Origin of the sequence: Pedobacter sp. CFBP9032, from assembly GCF_034045265.1 — a bacterium.
Classification (GTDB): Bacteria; Bacteroidota; Bacteroidia; order Sphingobacteriales; family Sphingobacteriaceae; genus Pedobacter.
In genome coordinates, this window is the sequence record NZ_JAXCWE010000001.1 from 127160 (window position 1) to 148133 (window position 20974).

Consider the following 20974-nt stretch of genomic DNA (forward strand, 5'->3'; position numbering starts at 1 on the left):
GATTGCCTGGTGTTTCTAGATTGTTTAAAAAAAGCTTAAACGCCTTTTTTACTGGTCATGCTTGCTTTCTTAGCAGGTGCTGAAGTTTTAGTAGTGGCTTTGGCACTTGAAGAACCTTTAGCACCTGCAGATTTTTGCTTTTTATCGGCAGCAACTTTTTCTTCAGCTAAGCTTACTTCAGCAGGAGAACCTGGAGTTTCCGGAGTTTCTTCCGTAAATAAAGGCAAATCTTTTAACAGGTTATACCAGGTAATGATTTTCTTCATATCTGAAGCATATACTTTTTCCTGATCATGACCAGGAGCAACTTCTAAGAAGTAAGCACGCAAATCACCTTTTAAATCTGGTGTATTTCCTTTTTCAGAAATTTTAGTGAAAATATCCGATAATTTAATTTCTTCATCTTCGCCATATACGGTAATATCTTCTAACGAAGCTAGTTTTGTATTGGTGATATTAGCTACAACTTTAGTTTTTTGAGCATCTAAACCCTCTAAAATGTAACCCACTTTATTTTGTCCAACCAGTTTAAATAAACCTGGTCTGCCAGATACGGCAACAATTCCTCTTAAATTCATAATATTTTGTTTAGCGGTTAACGCTTGGGGTTTAGCGGTTAAAACGCTTATTCGCCAAACGCTCAACGCAATTTAATCTTCGATTATTTCGATTCCTACAATTTTATCTCCCTGGCGGATATCATCCACAAGATCAACATTTTCAACAGCTTTACCAAAAACAGTATGGTTGCGATCTAAGTGTGCAGTGTTTGCTCTGCTATGGCAGATGAAAAACTGGGAACCACCTGTATTGCGACCTGCATGAGCCATTGATAATACACCACGATCGTGATATTGATTTTCGCCATCAAGTTCACAGTCGATTTTGTAACCCGGGCCACCAGTGCCTGCTAAATGTGCTTTAGCCGGATCTTTTGAATTTGGACAGCCGGTTTGAACCATGAAATTAGGAATTACACGGTGAAAAGTTACACCATCATAAAAGCCCTCACTTGCTAATTTTTTGAAGTTTGCAACTGCTTTTGGAGCATCTTTTTCAAAGAACTCAACAGTCATATCACCTTTTTCGGTTTTTATTATTGCTTTACTCATATCAATTTTGGGTACTAAATTTAATTTTTAACGCCTTAAAAAACAATTCGATTTTTAAGGTAAAAGGCAAAAATAACAAATTTGTATTACATCTGATACCATTAAATTTTTCTAAACAGTTTAAATGAGGTATTTTAGTATTTTAAGCGAGATCATTTTGAGAAAGAAATATTATATCCTGTTATTTTGTCTGTTTTGCGCACTCGGTGTTCGGGCATCCTCCATTTTAATTTATATGGATGAAGACCAGAAAAACCACCTCAAAGCCTATGGAATTGCCTACTGGACCATTAGCAAACAGGTGGAAGTAGACTGGCTTTTAAATTACCGCGGAGGAAGTTTTCTGATCAAGTACAATAAGAGTGTGGAGGATGAATTAAAAATCAGAGGTGTTTCTTATGAAGTAATGGCTGATGGAAAAGTGGTTAACCTTTTAAATGAGATTAGCGATCCGTCGGTGAATATGGAAATGGTTAAACTGGAGAAAACGCCCAAGATTGCAGTATACTCTCCTAAAAGCAAATTACCCTGGGATGATGCCGTAACGCTTGTTCTTACTTATGCTGAGATTCCTTACGAAGTGATTTATGATGATGATATTATCAATGATAAACTCAGCAAATATGATTGGCTCCACCTTCATCATGAAGATTTTACCGGCCAGTATGGTCGGTTCTGGTCTAACTTCAGGTATGCAACCTGGTATCAGGAAGATGTGAAAAATCAGGAAATGTTAGCCAAACGCTTAGGTTTCAAAAAGGTTTCGGAAATGAAACTGGCGGTAGCCAAACACATTAAAGAATATTGTGCAGGCGGTGGTTTTATGTTTGCCATGTGCTCCGGAACGGATAGTTTCGATATTGCTTTAGCCGCTGATGGCGTAGATATCTGTGCGCAAATGTTTGATGGAGATGCCGCTGACCCGAATGCACAGGCCAAATTAGACTTCAATAAAACGTTGGCTTTCCAAAATTTCAAGCTGGATAACAACCCAATGAATTACGAATTTTCGGATATTGATGTAACGCAGTTTAGAACGCTTAATCAAACCAATGATTATTTTACCCTGTTTGATTTTTCGGCTAAATGGGACTTGGTGCCAACCATGCTTACGCAAAACCACGATAAGGTGATTAAAGGTTTCATGGGACAAACAACCGCATTTAAAAAAAGCTTAGTTAAACCAAGTGTAACTGTGCTGGGTGAAAATAAAGGCGCCGCAGAAGTAAGGTACCTCCATGGAGAGATTGGCAAAGGACAATTTACTTTCTACGGTGGCCATGATCCGGAAGATTACCAGCACGCAGTCGGCGATCCGCCGACAGACTTAAACCTACACCCCAATTCGGCAGGTTACCGTTTGATCTTAAATAATGTACTTTTTCCGGCAGCGAAGAAAAAACCGCAGAAAACGTAGAATTTCTGGCTTACGAAATTTAAGTGGCCTGTGTGGTTGAGAAACTTCGTAGGTCTCGAAAAAACTCACAAATTCTTCCACCCTCCTCGCCTTTGAACTTGAACAAGTTGAGAAAGGAAATAAGGTATTGCGTTGAAAACACACCGTTTTTAATAAAATTCCTGATTTGTATACAATTTTAAACAGCGTATAAAATATTCTCGTTATGGGTCCTCCGCTATCAAATCATCAAAAATAAGCGCTGTAAACCAATGGCTTAACATACATCTTGTAACACACCTGATACTTTGGCACAGCTTTTGGAATTGACGCTTGTAATTAACAATGGGTTTAGACCTTAAATTTTAAACAAGATTCTTTATTAAAAGAAAATATCATGAAAAGATTATTATTAAGTGCATCGGTAGTATTATTGGCAACAGGTGCTTTCGCACAAACTACCACAATGACAGGTTCTGATGCTAGATTTGGAATTAAAGCAGGAGTTAACTTATCTAAGTTCCACATGGGCGGAGACAATGCCTTATCAAATGCTTACAATGACAACGTAAAAAGTAATGTAGGTTTCAATGTTACTGCATTTGCAGATTTTGGTGTAGCAAACAACTTTTTCATTCAACCAGGAGTATCATTACAAAACAAGGGTGATAAGTTTGAATCAGTAGGTACAGCAACTGCAAACAACACTACCATTACAACTACCACTACTGGTAAAAGAAATTTGATGGCGATTGAAGTTCCAATTAATGCCGTGTTTAGAATTCCTACTGGTACAGCTGGTGCGGTACAAATCAGTGCTGGCCCTTATGTAGGTTTTAACATCTCTGGTAAAAACAAAGGAGATATTACTACCACTACGGTAAACAACGCGAATAACACAAGTTCATCTTCAACTGTAGCAAACGATACCGATCTATCTTTCGGTAGTGCTACAAACAAAGATTTTGCTAGTACAGACTTCGGTGCAAACTTCGGTTTAGCTTACCGTACTAATTCTGGATTCTTAGTTGGTGCAAACTATGGTTTAGGATTATCAAATCTTATACCGAAAGACTCAAGAACAAATAATGATAACAAATTGACTAACCGTGTATTAGGTTTCTCAGTTGGTTATTCTTTCTAAGAGAAAAACAGTTAATAGAAAGCCATTCTGAAATTAATCAGAATGGCTTTTTTTATGTGGTTAACTTTAATATTTATTTAGAAATCTATCTAGCTTAATCGTAGAAATTCCAGCTTACACCGAATTTCAACAACGCATCCTGCATAGGATAGCGGTTCACCGTATAATAACCGGGAACAAATAAACCTTGATTTACAAAATCATATTTCACGAAAAGATTTGCACGCTTCAGGTTTGCCTTAAAGAAAACGTCAACTATCGGAGTCGATTTGTAAACGGTATTACTTCCAATATAAAATTGTGCGGTAGCAGGCGAATAAGAATAATTAGCATACTCAGAATTGTAACGAACATCAAAACCAAAATTCGACTTCAGTACTTTGAAAAATGTACTATTGAAGTAGAAACTATTGTAGGTATAAAATTCTGGAGTTCTTAAAATTTCGTTTCTATCCGTTTTTTGATACGCCAAATAATTTTCCATTACAAATTCCCCAAACCGCCACTTTTTCGAAACATCAAATCTGATTAAGCTAATATCTCCATCAATCTGGCGTGGTGCAATGGCATTGTTGCCATTAACATTATCTAAAGCAAAATACAAGTAATTTGTTGTTAAGAAATACTTTGCACCAGCTGTAAATTCGTATCGATCATTAATATAACCAAAAGATAGATTAGCAATTTTTGTTTTGTCAAAACCTGTATTTTCCCATCTGTAATGATTGCCGTGGTAATAATTAAAGAGCTGCGATGGCGATTGATTCTGTATGTAAGCACCTAACTCTACACGACCAACTGATTTACCCAGCAAAATTCTGCTTTTGGCCTCATACAAATAATCACCAGCGTTTTCACCTTGCAAAATTTGTTGTAAATCGAGGTTGAAATCAATATTATTAGAAAAGCGGTATCCTGCAGCGCCTAAAATAGTTGTATTCTGATAAGTAAACTGACTTTCTTCATATGTCAATCCATCGGGTTTAAATCCCAGAAAGCGATGGGTATAATAATCATGGCGAATGCCTGCATCAACCTTAAGCTCATTTTTAATTACCGTAGAGTTTTTCGGACGAAGAAAAAAGCTATAAATAAACTCATTTTTAAGGTGGCGCACTTTCGTAGAATCATTCGTAAACGAAGGATCTGCAAAACCTATCGGCATTACATTATTCTCATCGAGTTCATTTTTAGCAAAGCTGTAATTATCGCTGTTATATTCAAAGGTATAGGTAACCTTATTTGTAGGCAAAACGGCATTATTGGCATTTGCAGAGGTATCTATTCGGCCAACATAATAGGTTTGTTTTAAGAATAAGGTATTCTTCTTGTATAAATTTCTGGCAGTTGTTAGGTTTACCACTTCAGATGCACGATCAATTTTACTATACCCAGGCTCAAAAATAGTGGTATCGCCATTTGAACCGTTTTCATAAGCACGCATGGTATTAAAAATAGCCGATGCCCACATGTTGTATCGCTTACTTGGCGATTGATACCACGAGAATACCGCCACATTCAAATTATCCCCACGTTGCCTCCTGTAAAAGCCCCGCGAATCTCCACGATTGAAATTCACCCCAACATTCCAGTTTTTCTTAATGTTCTGACTATGAATCATTTTAAAAAGCTGCTCTTTTTGTCCGGCACTTACTAAATAAAGACTGGTATAAGGTGCTCTGGCTTGATAGTAAATGATATCGTCGGGCGTTAGCGCATAATAATCCAGTGAATGGAAGCCTACATCGAAACCTATCCTTTTACTTGGTTCGTAAAGAAGCGGTCTGGCAGACAACCCCATATTACCATTGTTGATGGTGGGATGCTGAGGTTGTAAAAGCGGACTATAATTCTGGATATTTGTGGTAGAAGTATCAAGCGGCAACAGAACAATACTGTCTTTGCTCAAACCAAGTTTTGTATAACGGATAAATTTTGCCGTATAGATAATAGAATCCTGCCCATCCAGTTTTTTCCGGATAGAATCTGCTTCAGTTTTTCTATTGATGTTCGTTTTTAAATCCTGAGCAAATGCTTTATTGATGCCCGTTAGCAGTAAAATTGAAAGACAAATTTGAGCCAGTTTACCCATCTTATAACTCAGCAATTAGACGGGTCAAAATTTCGGTCATCTTTGGTTCCGCTTTCGCCGCAGCCTCCAAAATCTCGTCAAGATTAAATGGTTGTAAATCTTCAGGAAAACCTTCGTCGGTTAATACTGAAATGGCAAATACTGGTATACCAGCATGGTTGGCTACAATCACTTCGGGCACGGTACTCATTCCAACGGCATCTGCACCAATCAAACGCAGGTATTTATATTCTGCTTTAGTCTCTAAGTTTGGACCGGAAACGGCTACATAGACGCCTTTATGGCAGCTAATCTCCACTTCCTGCGCAATCTTTAAGGCTTTTGCAATAATATCCCTTTGGTAAGGCTGGCTCATATCCGGAAAGCGCGGACCGAGTGAACTTTCGATTAAACCACGAAGTGGATTATCTGGCTGAAGGTTGATGTGATCTTCAATGATCATCAAGTCGCCTTTTTTAAACGCCGGATTTAACGAACCCGCAGCATTAGAAACAATTAAATTCTCGATACCCAGGCCTTTCATTACCCTTACCGGAAAGGTAATCTGCTGCATGCTGTAACCTTCGTAGTAATGCAAACGCCCTTGCATGGCAACAATTTTCTTCCCGTTTAACGTTCCAAAAATTAACTTACCACTATGAAATTCCAGTGTTGAAATTGGAAAATTCGGAATGTTTGAATACATCAGTTGGTGTTCAACCTCAATTTCTTTCACCAAACCGCCTAACCCAGTTCCTAAAATTATACCTATTTCTGGTTTAAAGTTTTCAGTTTTACGTTTTATATATTCAACGGTTTCTTCTATTGCTCTTAACATAGTTTAAAATAAGTTCATCAAAGGTAATCTTATCTTCTTCAAATAATTCAACCTCGATGGGTAAAAAATATACGGGTAAATTTACCAGTAAATCTTTAAATCCCGCAGCTTTTAAACGTTTGCTATCCTTTTCTGTTGTGATGATGATTTTTTCTTTTCTACTGCCTGCATCAAATTCCGATTTAAACTTTTTAATATCATCTGTTTTGAACGCATAATGATCAGCAAATTTTTCATGCTTGATGGTTTTGGTGTACTTTTCCAATTCCTCAATTAAGGGATCTGGATTCGCAATGCCCGTTAACAAATAGATCTCAAAGTCTTTAATTGATTCCAAGGACCTGCTGTCCTCTGAATAAAGATGTTTTAGATCGCCATATTTTAAATAAGAGTGCAGTACTTTCTGTGTGCTATTCGGCTGTAGTTCATTTATCGATGCCTGCTGTGCAACATGTAACAACGGCACGGGCGCTTTGGTCACCAATAATATTTCAGCCCTTTTTCTCGATGAAAAAACATCACGCAGGTTCCCGGCTGGCAGCAAAAACTGCAAAGTACCCAGTTTCCTGAATTCAAAAAGCAGAATATTTAAACCTGCCTTTACCGGGCGGTGTTGAAAAGCATCATCTAAAATAATCAAGTCATGATTTTCTTTTAATTTTTCGATTCCCTTAACACGATCCTCACATACGGCAACCGTAACATCTTCAAATTTTTGATAATATTGTAACGGTTCGTCCCCTATCGTTTCGGCAGTGGCCTGGTCATCCGCTAAAATAAAACCCTTTGTTTCTCTCCCATATCCCCTGCTTAAGATGGCAATTTTATAATCCGCCAGTAACCTGACTAAGTATTCGGTAGTCGGTGTTTTTCCAGATCCTCCTACCGCTAGGTTACCCACACAAATTACAGGTAAATCAAATTTAACCGAGCGCATAATTCCCCAATCGTAAAGCTTTTTGCGAAGGGTGATGGCCATACCATAAATTAAAGAGAAAGGAAGTAGTAAAAGACGTAAATAGTTAAGTAGCATAATCGTATTTTCAAAATTACCTATTATTTAAAAAAGAAAAGCATTCCTATTTTGGCAATGCCTATTAAAGCAACCCTTTCCTTTAAAAAATGTTTCTAATTTTATAAGCTTTTCGAAAGCCTGTGTGTTGATGGATTTCGAAAGTTGATTGTCATTCACGAAAATGTATGCAGATCTGTAATAGTTTAAGAGCTTAAAGTAAATGGACCAAAATTTAGGTAAAACAATCTGATTTAAAAGTTTACGTTTATAAGAATATAATTTTCAGTATAATTGTTGATTAACAAATTTAAATTAAATAATGTCTCCAAATAAACGTTTAGTTGCTGGCCAGGGCCAGATAAGTGGTTATATCTCTATCTTTTTAGCTGTTTTGGCGCTACTTGGAATTCTTTGTTTTCACTATCCTGAAAAGCTGACCACTCCAGAGTTTCGCGAAGTTTACACAAAAGACAGCATGGAAGTTCTGATGCTAGGCGGTGTAATCGCCGCTTTCTTTTTCGCAGCGCTAAGTGTTATCCTGAGCAAAAAACTAAAATGGGGATGGCCGGGATTTGCACTTGCTGCTTTAGCTGTTATTCTTGGTGCCTTAAGTGTTCAAGGAAGAGATGTGGCAAAATCGAGCTGGCATTTTGGATTAGACTGGATGATTTTGGATTTGCTTTTAATGGTTGCAATCTTTGTTCCGCTAGAATTGTTTTTCCCCAAAAATAACGAGCAAACTAAGTTTCACGAAGAATGGCGAACCGATTTAACTTACTTCGTAATCAGCCATTTATTTATCCAATTTTTTGGAATCATTACTCAAAAACCTGCAGTATTATTTTTTGGATGGATGGGATTAGATAAACTCCATACCTGGGTACAAGGTTTGCCTTTTATCGTTGCTTTGTTTCTGGCTTTCTTCACTACAGATTTATTTCAATACTGGGCGCACCGCTTTTTTCATACGCGTGTTTCTTTATGGCGTTTCCATTCCATTCACCATTCTACCCAAAACATGGATTGGCTTGCCGGCAGCCGGACGCATTTTATCGATATCTTTTTCACCAGGGCAATGACTTTTATTCCACTATATATTTTAGGATTTTCTGCTACAGTGTTTAACGTTTACATTATTTTTATTGCTATCCACGCCGTTTTAATTCACGCCAATACGAGGATTAACTTCGGTCCTTTAAAATATATTTTCACTACACCGCAGTACCACCACTGGCATCACTGCGAAGACCCAAAATATTACGGACATAATTTCGCATCGATATTTCCATTTATAGATATGATCTTTGGTACTTATTATCTTCCTAAAAACGAATGGCCTGCAGGCACTGGCGTACACGAAGCATCTTACCCCAAAGGCTTTGTCAATCAATCCATTTACCCTTTTACCAAAAGCCCATTTGATACCAATTTAAATATGGAGGAAAGAAGCGACAGGTAATTGCTGGACTTAAGCTGGTCAATAATGATCTCTACAACATCAGAAGAGGCTTAGGTTAATTTCTGAATATTTGTTATAGCCTTTGGTTTTGTGCAGAACATTGTTGATATAATTATCTTAAATTGCAAGATATGCTTGATGCCGATGTAATCATTATTGGAGGAGGCCTGGCCGGATTAGTCAGCGCTATTCATTTATCCAAAGCAGGCAAAGCGGTAATTTTGATTGAGAAAGATCTATATCCACACCATAAGGTTTGTGGTGAGTACATCTCTAATGAGGTATTGCCCTACCTTTCTTCGCTAGGGGCAGATCCGGCAATACTACAACCTACTCAACTCACTAAATTTGAAATGAGTACGCCTACAAGTAAGCTTATTAAAGCTGATTTACCACTGGGAGGATTTGGTATCAGCCGGTTTACTTTCGATCATTTCCTATATGAAAAAGCGAAATCAGCCGGGGCCAATATTATCCATGATACGGTATTGGATGTCACCTTTGAAAATGAAATCTTCACCGTGTCTACCAAGGAAATAAGTTATCGAAGCAGGTTGGTAATTGGTGCTCATGGCAAAAGATCGAATTTGGATGTGAAATTAAACCGCAATTTCATCAAAGAAAAGTCTGCCTGGCTTGCTATAAAAGCGCATTACAAAGGCGATTTCCCAGATGATCTGGTGGCACTTCACCATTTTAAAGGTGGCTATTGCGGTGTATCTAAAGTAGAAAACAACTTGCTTAACATTTGTTACCTGGTAAATTATGCTTCCTTCAAAAAATATAAAAACATCACAGCACACCGTGAAGAAATATTGTATCAAAACCCATATTTAAAAAAGGTATTTGAAAATAGTACCCTTCAGTTTGAAGCACCATTAAGCATTAGCCAGATCTCTTTCCAGCGGAAAGAATGTGTTAACAACCATATTCTAATGGCTGGCGACACAGCCGGATTAATTCATCCGCTTTGCGGTAATGGAATGGGAATGGCTATTCATGCTGCAAAAATAGCAAGTTCACTAATGATCAGATTTCTGGAAGGGGAAATCCCTGATCTCGAAAAACTCGAACAGGCCTATACTATAGCATGGCAAGATAATTTTAAATCAAGATTGAAAACCGGTCACATACTTTCCGGGTTACTAAGAAAGGAAAAACTCTCCAATTTTTTGATTAATGGGATTGCTAAATTTCCAGCTATTTTGCCAGAAATAATAAAACGTACACACGGAAAACCGATAATAATAAGTTAAATGGCTGTAGATACCAGAACAAGAAGCAACGAGCCCGAGTTGATGGATGATTTTGCTTTAGAAGGTGAAATATTAAGGGATGCGCTTGATAAAATTGCCAGCATAAATAAGCTCTTAGGTGGGAACAAGGTAACGCTGGATGGTGTTAAAAGTCTGATTGGTTCAATAAATAAAGATAGAGAAATCTCTATTTTAGATGTTGGCTGTGGCAACGGCGACATGTTAAGAACGCTTGCCGAGTACGGGCAGGCCAATCAAATAAAGTTTAAGCTGATTGGTGTAGACGCCAATGCGTTCACCATTCGCCATGCTGAAAACTTATCCGGGCAGTATGACAACATCAGTTACCAGTGTATAGACATTTTTACCGATGCCTTCAAAACGATAAATTTTGATATTATTTTATGTACGCTAACCCTGCACCATTTTAAAGATGAGGAAATTCTGAATCTGATGCAGTCTTTTCAGCAGCAAACATCTTTAGGTATCGTGATTAATGATTTACATAGAAGCAAACTGGCTTATCATTTATTTAATGCAATATGTTTTGTTTTCCGGCTGAATGAAATGTCGCGGAAAGATGGTTTGGTATCCATTTTAAGAGGATTCAAAAGAGCTGATTTGGAGCAATATTCCAGAGAGTTAAAATTTAAAAATTACAGTATCCGCTGGAGATGGGCATTTCGCTACCAATGGATTATAAAATCAATATGAGCGTAAAAATTAAAGCCGTTAGCAAAGCATTACCGCCGTTCAGTCGCGCGACACAAGAAATTGTGCCTTTCCTGGATGCCTGGTTAACCGGACAAGATGAGCGGTTTATCAGGAAAGTAAAGAAGATTTTTGAAAATGCTGCTGTAGATAAGCGTTATTCATTTATGTCGCCAGAAGAGGTTTTTAGTGATGCTTCATTTGAAGAGCGAAATAGAATTTACATTCGCGAAGGGATAAAGTTAGGCAGCCAATGTCTCACAGAAGCCTTGGCGAAGGCAAATTGGAAGGCCGAAGACATTGATTTCCTAATTACCGTAAGTTGCACCGGGATTATGATCCCTTCTCTGGATGCCTACCTGATCAATGAATTAAAGCTCCGCCAGGATGTTGTAAGGCTTCCGGTAACCGAGATGGGTTGTGCTGCAGGAGTTTCCGGAATGATTTATGCGAAGAACTTTTTAAAAGCAAATCCAGGAAAACGAGCAGCAGTAGTAGCGGTAGAATCGCCAACGGCTACCTTTCAGTTAAACGATTTTTCCATGACCAACATTGTGAGTGCTGCCATTTTTGGAGATGGTGCGGCTTGTGTACTGTTATCTTCTCATGAGGCAGATGAAGGCCCCAAAATCATCTCCGAAGAAATGTACCATTTTTATGATGCGGAGCACATGATGGGTTTTGACCTTACCAATACTGGATTGAAAATGGTTTTGGATATTGAAGTTCCGCAAACCATTGAAGCCCATTTCCCTGATATTATCCATCCTTTTCTGGCTAAGCAAAACTTAGAAATTAAAGATATAGATTATCTCATCTTTCATCCCGGAGGTAAAAAAATTGTACAAATGGTAGAAAGTCTGTTCGGGGAATTAGGTAAAAATATTAATGACACAAAAGAAGTACTGCGCTTATATGGAAATATGAGTAGTGCAACTGTTTTATATGTTTTGGAACGTTTTCTCGATTCAAAACCCGCTAAAGGCAAAAAGGGTTTAATGTTAAGTTTCGGTCCGGGGTTTTCTGCACAAAGAATTTTAATAGAATGGTAAAGCCAACAGCAAAGCAGATTTTAGATCTACTGCCTTATTCAAAACCATTTCTCTTTGTTGATGAAATTGAAAAAATTAATGAAGAGGGTGTAACAGGATTTTTCACTTTTGATCCTGAACTTGATTTTTATAAGGGACATTTTAAAGATAAGCCCATTACGCCAGGAGTAATTCTGACTGAAACCATGGCACAGGTCGGATTGGTTTGCCTTGGAATTTTTCTGCTGTCTGGCGAGGAAAATGAATTTGGCGGGCAAGTAGCCATGACCTCCTCAAATGTGGAGTTTTTACGGCCCGTCTTTCCAGGAGAGAAAGTAACCGTTATTTCTGAAAAAATATACTTCCGTTTCAACAAACTAAAATGCAGAATCACCATGCAAAATGAAGGTGGTGATAAGGTTTGTTATGGGGAACTTGCCGGGATGTTTATCAAAAATGCCAATGGATAATCGAGTAGTCATTACCGGAATGGGTGTGGTTTCGCCCAATGGCGTCGGACTGGAAAAGTTCACACACGCTATTCAAAATGGGATTTCCGGAATTAAACATCAGCAGCTTTTGAGCGATTTAAAATTTTCTTGTCAGATTGCTGGCCTGCCTGAGGTATCTCCGGAATTAGCTGCTGAATATTTTACGCCCTTAGAACTACGCAATTTTAACAGCACGGGGATTTTATACGGTGTAATTGCTGGTTTGGATGCCTGGAGAGATGCTGGCCTGGAGGTAAACCAAACAGACGAACCCTTCTGGGATTATGGAATGATCTTCGGTGCCGGAACTTCTGGCATCGACCGTTTTAGAGAAGCCATTTATACCATTGATAAATTAGAAATCAGAAGATTAGGAAGTACAGTGGTTGCACAAACCATGAACAGCGGCGTTAGCGCCTATCTTTCCGGAAAAATTGGCTTAGGCAATCAAATCTCCACCAATTCATCTGCTTGCTGTACCGGCACAGAAAGTTTGCTTGCTGCTTATCAACGCATCAAAGCTGGCCAGGCCACTGTAATTCTTGCCGGTGCAACGAGCGATAGCGGTCCTTATATCTGGGGTGGTTTTGATGGTATGAAAGTTTGCACTTACAAACATAATGATACACCAACTCAAGGCTCCAGACCAATGAGCGCAACGGCGAGCGGCTTTGTGCCAGGGAGTGGCGCCGGTGCTTTTGTAGTAGAATCATTAACACATGCAAAAGCCCGAGGGGCAAAAATTTATGCAGAAATTTTAGGCGGACATGCAAATTCTGGCGGACAAAGGGGCGCTGGAACCATGACGGCACCTAACTCTACTGCAGTACAACGGTGTATTGTGAAGGCACTTGAAAATGCCGAAGTAAAAGCCAATGAAATTGATGCGATTAACGGCCATTTAACGGCTACCGCAATGGATGCATTGGAAATTAAAAACTGGACGATCGCCTTGAACAGGCAGGGAAATGACTTCCCTTATATAAATGCTTTAAAAGGAATGACAGGTCATTGTTTAACCGCATCAGGAAGCATAGAATGTGTGGCATCAGTATTGCAGATCCATCATGATTTTCTCTTTCCCAATTTAAACTGTGAAGACTTAAACCCGGCAATAGCGGAATTAATTGATACCGGAAAGATTCCAAAAGCTTTAAAAACAATAAAAATTAATACCTTGATAAAGGCAAGCTTCGGTTTCGGAGACGTAAATGCCTGTATCGTTTTTAGAAAATATAAACCATGAGTAACGACGAAATCATCAATAAACTGAAACCTATTATTACGACTTACGCACCAGTTTCTGAAGCGTTAGATAACCTGAATGAAGATTCTGACTTCATTAAAGATCTGAATATCAATTCGGCAAATTTAGTCGATATTATTTTAGATGTAGAAGAAGCATTCGGCATCACGATCGATAACACCTCAATGGAAAAAATGCTCACCGTTAAAGCTTCTATCGAAGTCATTAAAGAGAAATTAAGCAAGAAGTGATCGGCAATGACATTGTAGATTTGGATTTGGCTAAAGTGCAAAGTAATTGGCGCCGCAAAGGTTATTTAGATAAAATTTTCACGAGGGAAGAACAGTTAATAATCGCTACTGCGACTAATCCGGATCAAATGGTGTGGCTATTATGGAGCATGAAGGAATCTGCCTATAAGATTCATAATCGCAAAACTCGTATCCGTAACTTTGCACCAACTGCTCTTGCTTGTAGTTTGATATCCCTTGATGGTGAGAAAGGAGCGGTAACCGTTGATCATCAGACTTACTTCACTAAATCTGAATTTTCACTAACGTACGTACATACTATTGCGTCAGCTTCAGTGAATAAACTTCTTGATATCGCAATAAAAATTTATAGTCAGCCAAATCATCCAGCAGATTACAAAAGCTTAGCCGCTGATTGTGTAAGCCATCATGGCAGATATTTGGCATTGGTGTATGGATAATAGCTATAAATTTCACTACTTAAGAGGCGAGTACCTTAGCTTTATAGCGCTTTAATATAAAAGTTTTCAAAGCTTATTAGTTGACATTCGTAACTAAGTGTTATCCTCCTAAAATGCTTACCACTTCAATTAAAGATAACTGTTCTTTATGCACATCTTTCTAACAAGTGCGTAAAGTAAGTAGGTCAAACCTCCAACCAAAATTACACTTACGCCAACAGTAAGAATTGTCCACTTTCCATAAATTATATCGGCCCTGCCAGGACCCAAAGTTTGAAATAATAACAAGGCTGTTAACACGCTGGTTAAATTAGATAGGGAATGAAAAATTATTGTAGTACCTAAGGTTCTAGTATAGCCATATATATACCCCAAAAATAATCCCAAAGTTAATGCTCCTATAAGTTGAGGCGGATTTATATGGAAAACACAAAAAATAATAGCTGATAATAAAATGGCAACTTTAAAACTGTAGTTACCAAGAAAACCACGTAAAATAATGCCTCTAAAAATAATTTCTTCACAAAATGGAGCAAGGATTATTGACCCTAAAACTGTGTAAATATCATTTAGAGGGTTTGTTATGTTGTTCGTTTTACTTAGATGATAAGATATAAATTTAGCTAAAGGAATATTTATTCCAACTTGAAAAATTATCACTAGTAAGCATATTATTATGTATGCCACTACATTAAAGGAATCACCAGCCTTGAAAAAGGAGATAAATGATACTGCTCCTTTATTTTTCCATAAATAGAAAAGAACTATTCCAAGAAAATATAATAGAAATATAATATGATTAAACATTTCCTTAGGTATGTTTATGATGTGTAATTCATTAATGGCAATTAAGGGAAGAAGGGGAATAAAGCCAAAAACCAACAACATCATGGCTTGCACAACATTTTTAGGGTATTTTATCATTTTCATATTTAATATTAGATACTCAGTATTACTTAAATGAGGTTTGAAACTATACAAAAGACCGATTTTCAAAATTGAAAATCAGTCTTCATTTAATTATTTAATCATCTCATTTAATAGAAGTTCTAATGAATGATTTTTAGATAAACTGCAAATTAGCTTGTAGCCCAGTTCCATGCAGCAGCAACACCATTGTATATTAATTTACCTCCATTGGCAATAGCTTCAGCTGTATATACGAGTTCGTTATCTGTGTTAGACCAGCTATAATTAGCATATGGAAGTTTACCTCCATCAATATTTACCATTTCAGCGCTACTTAATTCTTGTAAAGCTAGTTGATTTAAATTTTTCATTTTTATATTTTAATAATTTACCTACTCATTTAAGGCTTTTCGGTTTACGCCTTTCGTTGCAACACCACTAAATTACTTTTGTCCACTCTACAAAAAAAGGAGTGGATAATTATTTTGATTTAAAAACCCTGCATTGATATGCCTTAATTCTTCCGTCTTTAAAATTGTAAAATCTGCCCTGATATTTACATCAAATGCCTGGGTATAATGATACGTTTGTAACTGACGGGAATATTCTATTGGTGCACCCATTAGCTTCAATTCATCTAATACTACGTATAATCTTGATGTTGATATGGATAATCTTTGAGCTAGATTTTCTGGTGTTCCTGTACGACTCTCTTTTATTAGTTTATGTATAATTTTAATGCGGTCAATATATTCTAATAGTTTCATTTGAGTTTAATTTAGTCCTATTGATTTAATCAAATCGCTAGGATACGATTTTAGAATTGACAAATTCAAGCGATGGCGTTAACAGGTTGGTTAAATCATCCTCTCCAAACTGCTGTCTCCATAAATTAGCGTAGTGGCCATCCGCAAAAATCATCTCATTATGATTGCCTTCTTCCACAACTTTTCCTTTATCTAAAACAATAATTTTATCTGCCTTTTTAATGGTGGTTAACCGGTGTGCAATAATGATGATCGTTTTATTTTGTTTCCTTAATAAATCTATTGTCCGTTGTACATATTGTTCTGAAGCCGAATCTAGTGAAGAAGTAGCTTCATCTAGTATTAAAATTTCAGGATTACGATATAGGGCTCTGGCTATCGCTATTCTCTGTTTCTGTCCACCAGATAGCGATGCACCATTTTCACCAAGGTAAGTCTGAAAGCCTTCTGGCAACTCTTCAATAAAAGCCATAATCCCCAGCTGAGAACAAATGTTTATGATGCGCTGCATATCCGGCTCATAATCACCTACTGCAATATTATCAATTACATTGCCTGCAAAAAGATCTATTTTTTGCGGAACCACACTTAATAAGCTTCTTAAAGAATTATTGTTTAGATATTTAATGGCGTTGATTCCAATAAAAATATTTCCCGATTGAATGGGGTAAATATTTTGCAGTAAAGACATTAAGGTAGATTTACCAGAGCCACTTTCTCCAACAATTGCAGTAAATGAACCCGCTTCTATATTTAAATTCAGATCTTCAAAAACGTTGACTCGACTACCATAGCGAAAGGCAACATGTTCAAAGCGAATATTTCCGATTAACTCTTTAGTAAGGTGAACACTAGAAGTATCTTGTTCTACTTCCAGATCCATAATTTCAAATAAACGATCGGAAGCTATGATCGCATCTTGGATTGCCTTATTGGCACCAATTAATGACGCGGCCGGGCCAGTGAAATAGCCAATTAAGGTATAAAAAGAAAACAATTCACCGGGTGTAATTTCACCATCTAAAACATAGCCGGCCCCTATCCACAATAAAATAATGGTAAGTAAACGCGCAATAATTTCTGCAGATGTTCCGGAAAAAACGCCATTCATTCCTGATTGATAGATGGTTCTCAGTAAGGAAACAAAATGTGTTTCGGTTTTTTCATTGGTGAAACGTTCCAATCCGAAGCGTTTAATAGTAGCTACATTGTTTAATCCTTCTACCAGTTGTGATTCCAAATCTGCAGACTCTTCCATCAGCTTTCTCTGGATTTTCTTGTTGAGTTTGTTACTTATAAAATAGATCAGCAGGTATAGCGGGATAACCACCAGCATGAGCAGGGCAAGTTTCCAGTAATAACTAAACATGAGGATAAAGGAGAAAATCACGATGAATACATTCACCACCAGGTTAATGGAAACATCGTTAATGAAAGCCCTGATCTTTACCGCGTCATTTACCCTCGAAATAATTTCACCAACACGCATGGTGTCAAAAAACTGTTGTGGCAATTTTAAAAGATGCTTGTAATATCCTAAAATTAAGCGGGCATCAATTTGCTGTCCGGTGCGGATGGTAAAAATGGTTTTAGCCGTGCCAATAAATAATTGCAGCAATAAAATTGCAATCATGGCCATGCTCATCACATTCAGCAGATTCCGGTTACCATCTACCAAAACATGATCCGTTATTTTCTGCACAAAAATGGAGGTCGACAGGCCAAGGATCGTATACATAAGTGCCCCAAAAAGTGCCTGTATGGCTATGGTTTTGTGTGGTTTAATGAGGTGCCAGAACCGACTACCCGTATCTACCTTTTCATTGCCTTTTTTAAAACTTTCATCGGGTAGCATTAAAACCAATACTCCGGTCCATTCTGCTGCAAACTCATCAAGGCTTTTACGATGAAGCTTTCCATCACCCGGGTCCATTACTTCGATGTATTTATCTGTAGCCTTATAAATAACAACATAGTGCTGTAGTTGCTTCCTAACAACCACATGCGCAATGGCGGGCAGTGGAATTTTAGTTAAGCTATCAACCTGCCCACGCACGCCTTTTGCCTCGAAACCTAACTTAACCGCGGCTTCAGTTAATCCTAATACGTTAGTTCCTTTCTGGTCGGTACTGGCCAACTGCCGGATTCTGGCCACTGGCATTTTTAATCGATAATGGGCAGCAACAGAAGCAAGGCATGCGGCTCCACAATCCGTAATGTCGCGTTGTTTAATTAAAATAGACATTAGATTTTCGAATGTGTAATATTTGAAATTTCTGTTCAGCGCTTTAGTCTTTTAGCTTTTACCATTTACAGGGTTTAACCAGTCATCTACCTGGTCATACAACAGTTGATAAAGGCTTCTTTTGGTTATAGTAAAACGAGCGCTGAAACTCATTCCTTTTTTCACCTGACCTTTGTAACCGTTTTTTAATTGCAGGTAATCTTTATTCAGCTTACACTTTACCTTGAAATATGGATTCTGGTTGATCATGACAATATCGTCCGAAATGTCTGTAACCACCCCAATAAGCATCCCCCATTGATTGTAATTGAATGCATCGATCTGAAACCTGGCTTCCTGACCTTTTTTAATCAGCCCGATATCTGATGGTTTGATATAGTTGATGGCAAGTAAAGCGCTGTCGGGAGAAATTTCTCCTATTTTTTGCCCTGCGGATACGAATGAGCCTACCTGCAAACCTGATAAACCTTGAAGGGTGCCATTTATTTGAGCAGTTAATTCATACAACTTTTCTTGTTCTGAGAGCTGCACCTTCTGATCATCCAGGTCTTTCAGTTCTTTGCGATATTGGTTGGCTTCGGTTTGCCATTGTGTTTTATACTTTCTGGCAACTAAATTGAAATCAGACAGTGCCTGATCGTAGTTAAATTTATATTGTTCGTACTCCGCCTGTGTAACCACCTTCTTATTAAACAAGGTCTCATATCTGGTATAGATTTTATAAGCCTGAATTTTTGCGTTAATTGCATTTTGGGTTTGCTCCATAAATTGTTGCCAGCTGGCAGCATATAAGCCGCTATGCAGTGCCGGTATCTCGGCACTGCTTAAATCGACTGTTTTTAACACGAGCGTAGCATCGTTTAACAAATTGTTTAGTTCATTTGTACGAGTGCTTAAAATCATTCCTTGCTTTTGTTGAAGCGTTGGGTCTATATTTAGAAGGATATCTCCTTTTCTGATTTTCTGATTATCAGTTAAATTGATTCTGGTAACCCTGCCAGATATTGGTGCCAGCAATTCATTTTTTTCAATATTACTTTGTAAAGAACCACTGCCTTTTACACTTACCGTAGTATGAATAAAAGGAAGCGAGCAAAGTGCAGCGATAATTGCGAATAAGGTTATGGAATAAATAATCTGAGTACTCACTTTTGTCTGGTGTAAAAAAACCAAAACATTATTCTCCAGATCTGCCTCTTTTTCAACGGCCATATTTGACTACATTAATTTATGAAGGCAATTTTGGATTTATTTTAGCGCGCAACAAAATTGATACACCAACGGGGAGATTGTAGGGATGAAAGGCTTGACAAATCAAATTTAGATGATCATCAAGCATGAATAAAATTCATAATCGAAATGAAATGCTTAAGAAAATTTAAAATAATCAAAAAAGAAAAAGCATCTGCATGTTCATGATGGCTACAATACTAAAGATTGATGTTTTGTAACCAGAAACTAATGTTAATGAGTAAAATAATAAAGCACCTTACCTATAATCTCGCCTGCAGGCAGAGATAATAACATAACGCCAAAAGCTAAGGAAAGAACGTTAAGGATAAACAGACTATTTTTTTTAGGCTTAGTGTCAATCAATACCAAACAGGGTACAACTGTTAAGAGGCTGGAAATTAAGAGAAGCAATATCATATGGTTAGCATAAATGGCGAATATTAAAAAAGTTAATGTAAAATCCATAGGCCTTAGTTTAATTTATGTTTTTCGAAAGATTTTTTCTTTTTTCATTATGTAAATGAACGATAATCATTCCATACGATAGCGTAATTAAACCCATATTTAATTCTTTATCTATCAGTTTGAATTTCAAATTAATAGGTAATAATAAATCAAAATATACTAAACGAAATTTGAACGGAAACATTATTAATGTTTTGCATATTTATTTTTGCCGAACGTTTAGTGGATTAATCTGTCGAAATCATTAAGGCCTGCTTGCAGTCATTGTAAAAATTCTACCCGATAATCGTAGAGGAAGATACACAGAAAACCTACTAAAAATAGTATACTGATTAATTCTTCATTGTTCTTAATTAAGGTATTTTTCATTTTTTTTTAAAAAAAGTGGTTATCGCCTATTTAATAGCACTATCCAACAAATAAAAACCCGTATAAATTATACATTGCATGTAGAGTCATCGTAAGTAAAACTGCAAGTAATTCATTTTTTAATCTATATACTTTTAAATAGAAAATATTGAAAAATAATGCATTAACTAATGTCGCCACCACGTATAGCCAATGATACCAGTGAGCCTGCGAAAAAGCAATTGACATAATTATAATAACAACATATGTATTGCTAATTTTTAACAATAACAGAAAACGGTATAGAAAATACTGGAATATCAAAGTCTCAATTATAGGAGCAAAAACAATCGCGATATAAAAAATTTCATTTTCTGATATTTTTCCAAATTGATCGTTATTAAGTTTAAAATATAAGATATTCAAATAGTTAAATATATAACCGCTTACAATATTAGCCAAAAGAAAAATAAAAAAATACTTAAATATTTTTTTATTTACAGTCTCTATTTTTATCATTTTATA

The 20974-nt window shown here is 37.1% G+C and carries 21 protein-coding genes; 10 read left to right on the forward strand and 11 right to left on the reverse strand.

Features of this window, described 5'->3' with window-relative positions; genetic code table 11:
- Positions 1-35 precede the first annotated feature (35 nt).
- Together SOM16_RS00525 and SOM16_RS00530 are read right to left on the reverse strand one after the other, a co-directional pair.
- The gene (locus SOM16_RS00525) at positions 36-578 is read right to left on the reverse strand and encodes a DUF5606 domain-containing protein (protein ID WP_320462053.1); all 543 of its coding nucleotides are present in this window, start codon (positions 576-578) and stop codon (positions 36-38) included.
- A 72-nt stretch (positions 579-650) separates the two neighbouring features.
- Complete coding sequence (locus SOM16_RS00530; RefSeq protein WP_320462054.1) at positions 651-1112, reverse strand: peptidylprolyl isomerase; 462 nt, start codon at positions 1110-1112, stop codon at positions 651-653.
- A 235-nt stretch (positions 1113-1347) separates the two neighbouring features.
- On the opposite strand from SOM16_RS00530, the gene SOM16_RS00535 reads away from it, so the two are divergent.
- Both SOM16_RS00535 and SOM16_RS00540 read left to right on the forward strand, forming a co-directional pair.
- On the forward strand, positions 1348-2529 hold the full coding sequence (locus tag SOM16_RS00535) for an asparagine synthetase B (RefSeq protein WP_320462666.1): 1182 nt from the start codon (positions 1348-1350) through the stop codon (positions 2527-2529).
- Positions 2530-2905: 376 nt separating this feature from the next.
- Positions 2906-3652: an outer membrane beta-barrel protein gene (locus SOM16_RS00540; protein WP_320462055.1), complete on the forward strand. Its 747-nt coding sequence runs from the start codon at positions 2906-2908 to the stop codon at positions 3650-3652.
- Positions 3653-3746: 94 nt separating this feature from the next.
- Here SOM16_RS00540 and SOM16_RS00545 read toward each other — a convergent pair whose 3' ends face one another.
- From SOM16_RS00545 to lpxK, 3 genes are read right to left on the reverse strand one after another with little or no spacing between them, the layout of a single operon-like run.
- Positions 3747-5744, reverse strand: coding sequence for a putative porin (locus SOM16_RS00545; protein ID WP_320462056.1), 1998 nt, complete (start codon positions 5742-5744; stop codon positions 3747-3749).
- A gap of 1 nt (position 5745) precedes the next feature.
- Positions 5746-6561 (reverse strand): purine-nucleoside phosphorylase, encoded by an 816-nt coding sequence (locus tag SOM16_RS00550; RefSeq protein WP_320462057.1) that lies wholly within the window; start codon positions 6559-6561, stop codon positions 5746-5748.
- Positions 6533-7594, reverse strand: coding sequence for a tetraacyldisaccharide 4'-kinase (gene lpxK, locus SOM16_RS00555; protein WP_320462058.1), 1062 nt, complete (start codon positions 7592-7594; stop codon positions 6533-6535). The genes SOM16_RS00550 and lpxK overlap by 29 nt, the downstream gene beginning before the upstream one ends.
- Positions 7595-7895: 301 nt before the next feature.
- Between lpxK and SOM16_RS00560 the strand changes: the two genes are divergently transcribed.
- The 8 genes from SOM16_RS00560 (at position 7896) to SOM16_RS00595 (ending at position 14482) form a co-directional block, all read left to right on the forward strand.
- Entirely contained in the window at positions 7896-9035 is a 1140-nt protein-coding gene (locus tag SOM16_RS00560) for a sterol desaturase family protein (RefSeq protein ID WP_320462059.1), read from the forward strand.
- Between the two features lie 131 nt (positions 9036-9166).
- Positions 9167-10291, forward strand: a complete 1125-nt coding sequence (locus tag SOM16_RS00565; RefSeq protein WP_320462060.1) for an NAD(P)/FAD-dependent oxidoreductase — start codon at positions 9167-9169, stop codon at positions 10289-10291.
- Positions 10292-11005: a methyltransferase domain-containing protein gene (locus tag SOM16_RS00570; protein ID WP_320462061.1), complete on the forward strand. Its 714-nt coding sequence runs from the start codon at positions 10292-10294 to the stop codon at positions 11003-11005. It begins immediately after the preceding gene.
- Entirely contained in the window at positions 11002-12054 is a 1053-nt protein-coding gene (locus SOM16_RS00575; RefSeq protein WP_320462062.1) for a type III polyketide synthase, read from the forward strand. The genes SOM16_RS00570 and SOM16_RS00575 overlap by 4 nt, the downstream gene beginning before the upstream one ends.
- Positions 12048-12503, forward strand: coding sequence for a 3-hydroxyacyl-ACP dehydratase FabZ family protein (locus tag SOM16_RS00580; RefSeq protein WP_320462063.1), 456 nt, complete (start codon positions 12048-12050; stop codon positions 12501-12503). Before SOM16_RS00575 ends, SOM16_RS00580 begins: the two co-directional genes overlap by 7 nt.
- Positions 12496-13770 (forward strand): beta-ketoacyl-[acyl-carrier-protein] synthase family protein, encoded by a 1275-nt coding sequence (locus tag SOM16_RS00585; RefSeq protein ID WP_320462064.1) that lies wholly within the window; start codon positions 12496-12498, stop codon positions 13768-13770. Before SOM16_RS00580 ends, SOM16_RS00585 begins: the two co-directional genes overlap by 8 nt.
- Positions 13767-14021, forward strand: coding sequence for an acyl carrier protein (locus SOM16_RS00590; RefSeq protein ID WP_320462065.1), 255 nt, complete (start codon positions 13767-13769; stop codon positions 14019-14021). The genes SOM16_RS00585 and SOM16_RS00590 overlap by 4 nt, the downstream gene beginning before the upstream one ends.
- Positions 14018-14482, forward strand: coding sequence for a 4'-phosphopantetheinyl transferase superfamily protein (locus tag SOM16_RS00595; protein ID WP_320462066.1), 465 nt, complete (start codon positions 14018-14020; stop codon positions 14480-14482). Before SOM16_RS00590 ends, SOM16_RS00595 begins: the two co-directional genes overlap by 4 nt.
- Before the next feature lie 129 nt (positions 14483-14611).
- Here SOM16_RS00595 and SOM16_RS00600 read toward each other — a convergent pair whose 3' ends face one another.
- The 6 genes from SOM16_RS00600 to SOM16_RS23200 form a co-directional block, all read right to left on the reverse strand.
- Positions 14612-15412, reverse strand: a complete 801-nt coding sequence (locus SOM16_RS00600) for a type II CAAX endopeptidase family protein (RefSeq protein WP_320462067.1) — start codon at positions 15410-15412, stop codon at positions 14612-14614.
- A 149-nt stretch (positions 15413-15561) separates the two neighbouring features.
- The gene (locus SOM16_RS00605) at positions 15562-15762 is read right to left on the reverse strand and encodes a hypothetical protein (RefSeq protein ID WP_320462068.1); all 201 of its coding nucleotides are present in this window, start codon (positions 15760-15762) and stop codon (positions 15562-15564) included.
- Between the two features lie 87 nt (positions 15763-15849).
- Positions 15850-16158: an HTH domain-containing protein gene (locus SOM16_RS00610; protein WP_320462069.1), complete on the reverse strand. Its 309-nt coding sequence runs from the start codon at positions 16156-16158 to the stop codon at positions 15850-15852.
- Between the two features lie 37 nt (positions 16159-16195).
- The gene (locus SOM16_RS00615) at positions 16196-18403 is read right to left on the reverse strand and encodes a peptidase domain-containing ABC transporter (RefSeq protein WP_320462070.1); all 2208 of its coding nucleotides are present in this window, start codon (positions 18401-18403) and stop codon (positions 16196-16198) included.
- A gap of 51 nt (positions 18404-18454) precedes the next feature.
- Positions 18455-19615 carry an HlyD family secretion protein gene (locus SOM16_RS00620; RefSeq protein WP_320462071.1) on the reverse strand — a complete coding sequence of 387 codons (1161 nt, stop codon included), beginning with the start codon at positions 19613-19615 and terminating at the stop codon, positions 18455-18457.
- An 894-nt stretch (positions 19616-20509) separates the two neighbouring features.
- Entirely contained in the window at positions 20510-20968 is a 459-nt protein-coding gene (locus tag SOM16_RS23200) for a type II CAAX prenyl endopeptidase Rce1 family protein (protein ID WP_414692239.1), read from the reverse strand.
- Between the last annotated feature and the right edge of the window lie 6 nt (positions 20969-20974).

Excerpts from the sequence above, each read along its gene's own strand:
- SOM16_RS00525 (WP_320462053.1), bottom strand. The coding sequence starts at position 578 with ATGAATTTAAGAGGAATTGTTGCCGTATCTGGCAGACCAGGTTTATTT.
- SOM16_RS00530 (WP_320462054.1), bottom strand. The coding sequence starts at position 1,112 with ATGAGTAAAGCAATAATAAAAACCGAAAAAGGTGATATGACTGTTGAG.
- SOM16_RS00535 (WP_320462666.1), top strand. The coding sequence starts at position 1,348 with ATGGATGAAGACCAGAAAAACCACCTCAAAGCCTATGGAATTGCCTAC.
- SOM16_RS00540 (WP_320462055.1), top strand. The coding sequence starts at position 2,906 with ATGAAAAGATTATTATTAAGTGCATCGGTAGTATTATTGGCAACAGGT.
- SOM16_RS00545 (WP_320462056.1), bottom strand. The coding sequence starts at position 5,744 with ATGGGTAAACTGGCTCAAATTTGTCTTTCAATTTTACTGCTAACGGGC.
- SOM16_RS00550 (WP_320462057.1), bottom strand. The coding sequence starts at position 6,561 with ATGTTAAGAGCAATAGAAGAAACCGTTGAATATATAAAACGTAAAACT.
- lpxK (WP_320462058.1), bottom strand. The coding sequence starts at position 7,594 with ATGCTACTTAACTATTTACGTCTTTTACTACTTCCTTTCTCTTTAATT.
- SOM16_RS00560 (WP_320462059.1), top strand. The coding sequence starts at position 7,896 with ATGTCTCCAAATAAACGTTTAGTTGCTGGCCAGGGCCAGATAAGTGGT.
- SOM16_RS00565 (WP_320462060.1), top strand. The coding sequence starts at position 9,167 with ATGCTTGATGCCGATGTAATCATTATTGGAGGAGGCCTGGCCGGATTA.
- SOM16_RS00570 (WP_320462061.1), top strand. The coding sequence starts at position 10,292 with ATGGCTGTAGATACCAGAACAAGAAGCAACGAGCCCGAGTTGATGGAT.
- SOM16_RS00575 (WP_320462062.1), top strand. The coding sequence starts at position 11,002 with ATGAGCGTAAAAATTAAAGCCGTTAGCAAAGCATTACCGCCGTTCAGT.
- SOM16_RS00580 (WP_320462063.1), top strand. The coding sequence starts at position 12,048 with ATGGTAAAGCCAACAGCAAAGCAGATTTTAGATCTACTGCCTTATTCA.
- SOM16_RS00585 (WP_320462064.1), top strand. The coding sequence starts at position 12,496 with ATGGATAATCGAGTAGTCATTACCGGAATGGGTGTGGTTTCGCCCAAT.
- SOM16_RS00590 (WP_320462065.1), top strand. The coding sequence starts at position 13,767 with ATGAGTAACGACGAAATCATCAATAAACTGAAACCTATTATTACGACT.
- SOM16_RS00600 (WP_320462067.1), bottom strand. The coding sequence starts at position 15,412 with ATGAAAATGATAAAATACCCTAAAAATGTTGTGCAAGCCATGATGTTG.
- SOM16_RS00605 (WP_320462068.1), bottom strand. The coding sequence starts at position 15,762 with ATGAAAAATTTAAATCAACTAGCTTTACAAGAATTAAGTAGCGCTGAA.
- SOM16_RS00610 (WP_320462069.1), bottom strand. The coding sequence starts at position 16,158 with ATGAAACTATTAGAATATATTGACCGCATTAAAATTATACATAAACTA.
- SOM16_RS00615 (WP_320462070.1), bottom strand. The coding sequence starts at position 18,403 with ATGTCTATTTTAATTAAACAACGCGACATTACGGATTGTGGAGCCGCA.
- SOM16_RS00620 (WP_320462071.1), bottom strand. The coding sequence starts at position 19,615 with ATGGCCGTTGAAAAAGAGGCAGATCTGGAGAATAATGTTTTGGTTTTT.
- SOM16_RS23200 (WP_414692239.1), bottom strand. The coding sequence starts at position 20,968 with ATGATAAAAATAGAGACTGTAAATAAAAAAATATTTAAGTATTTTTTT.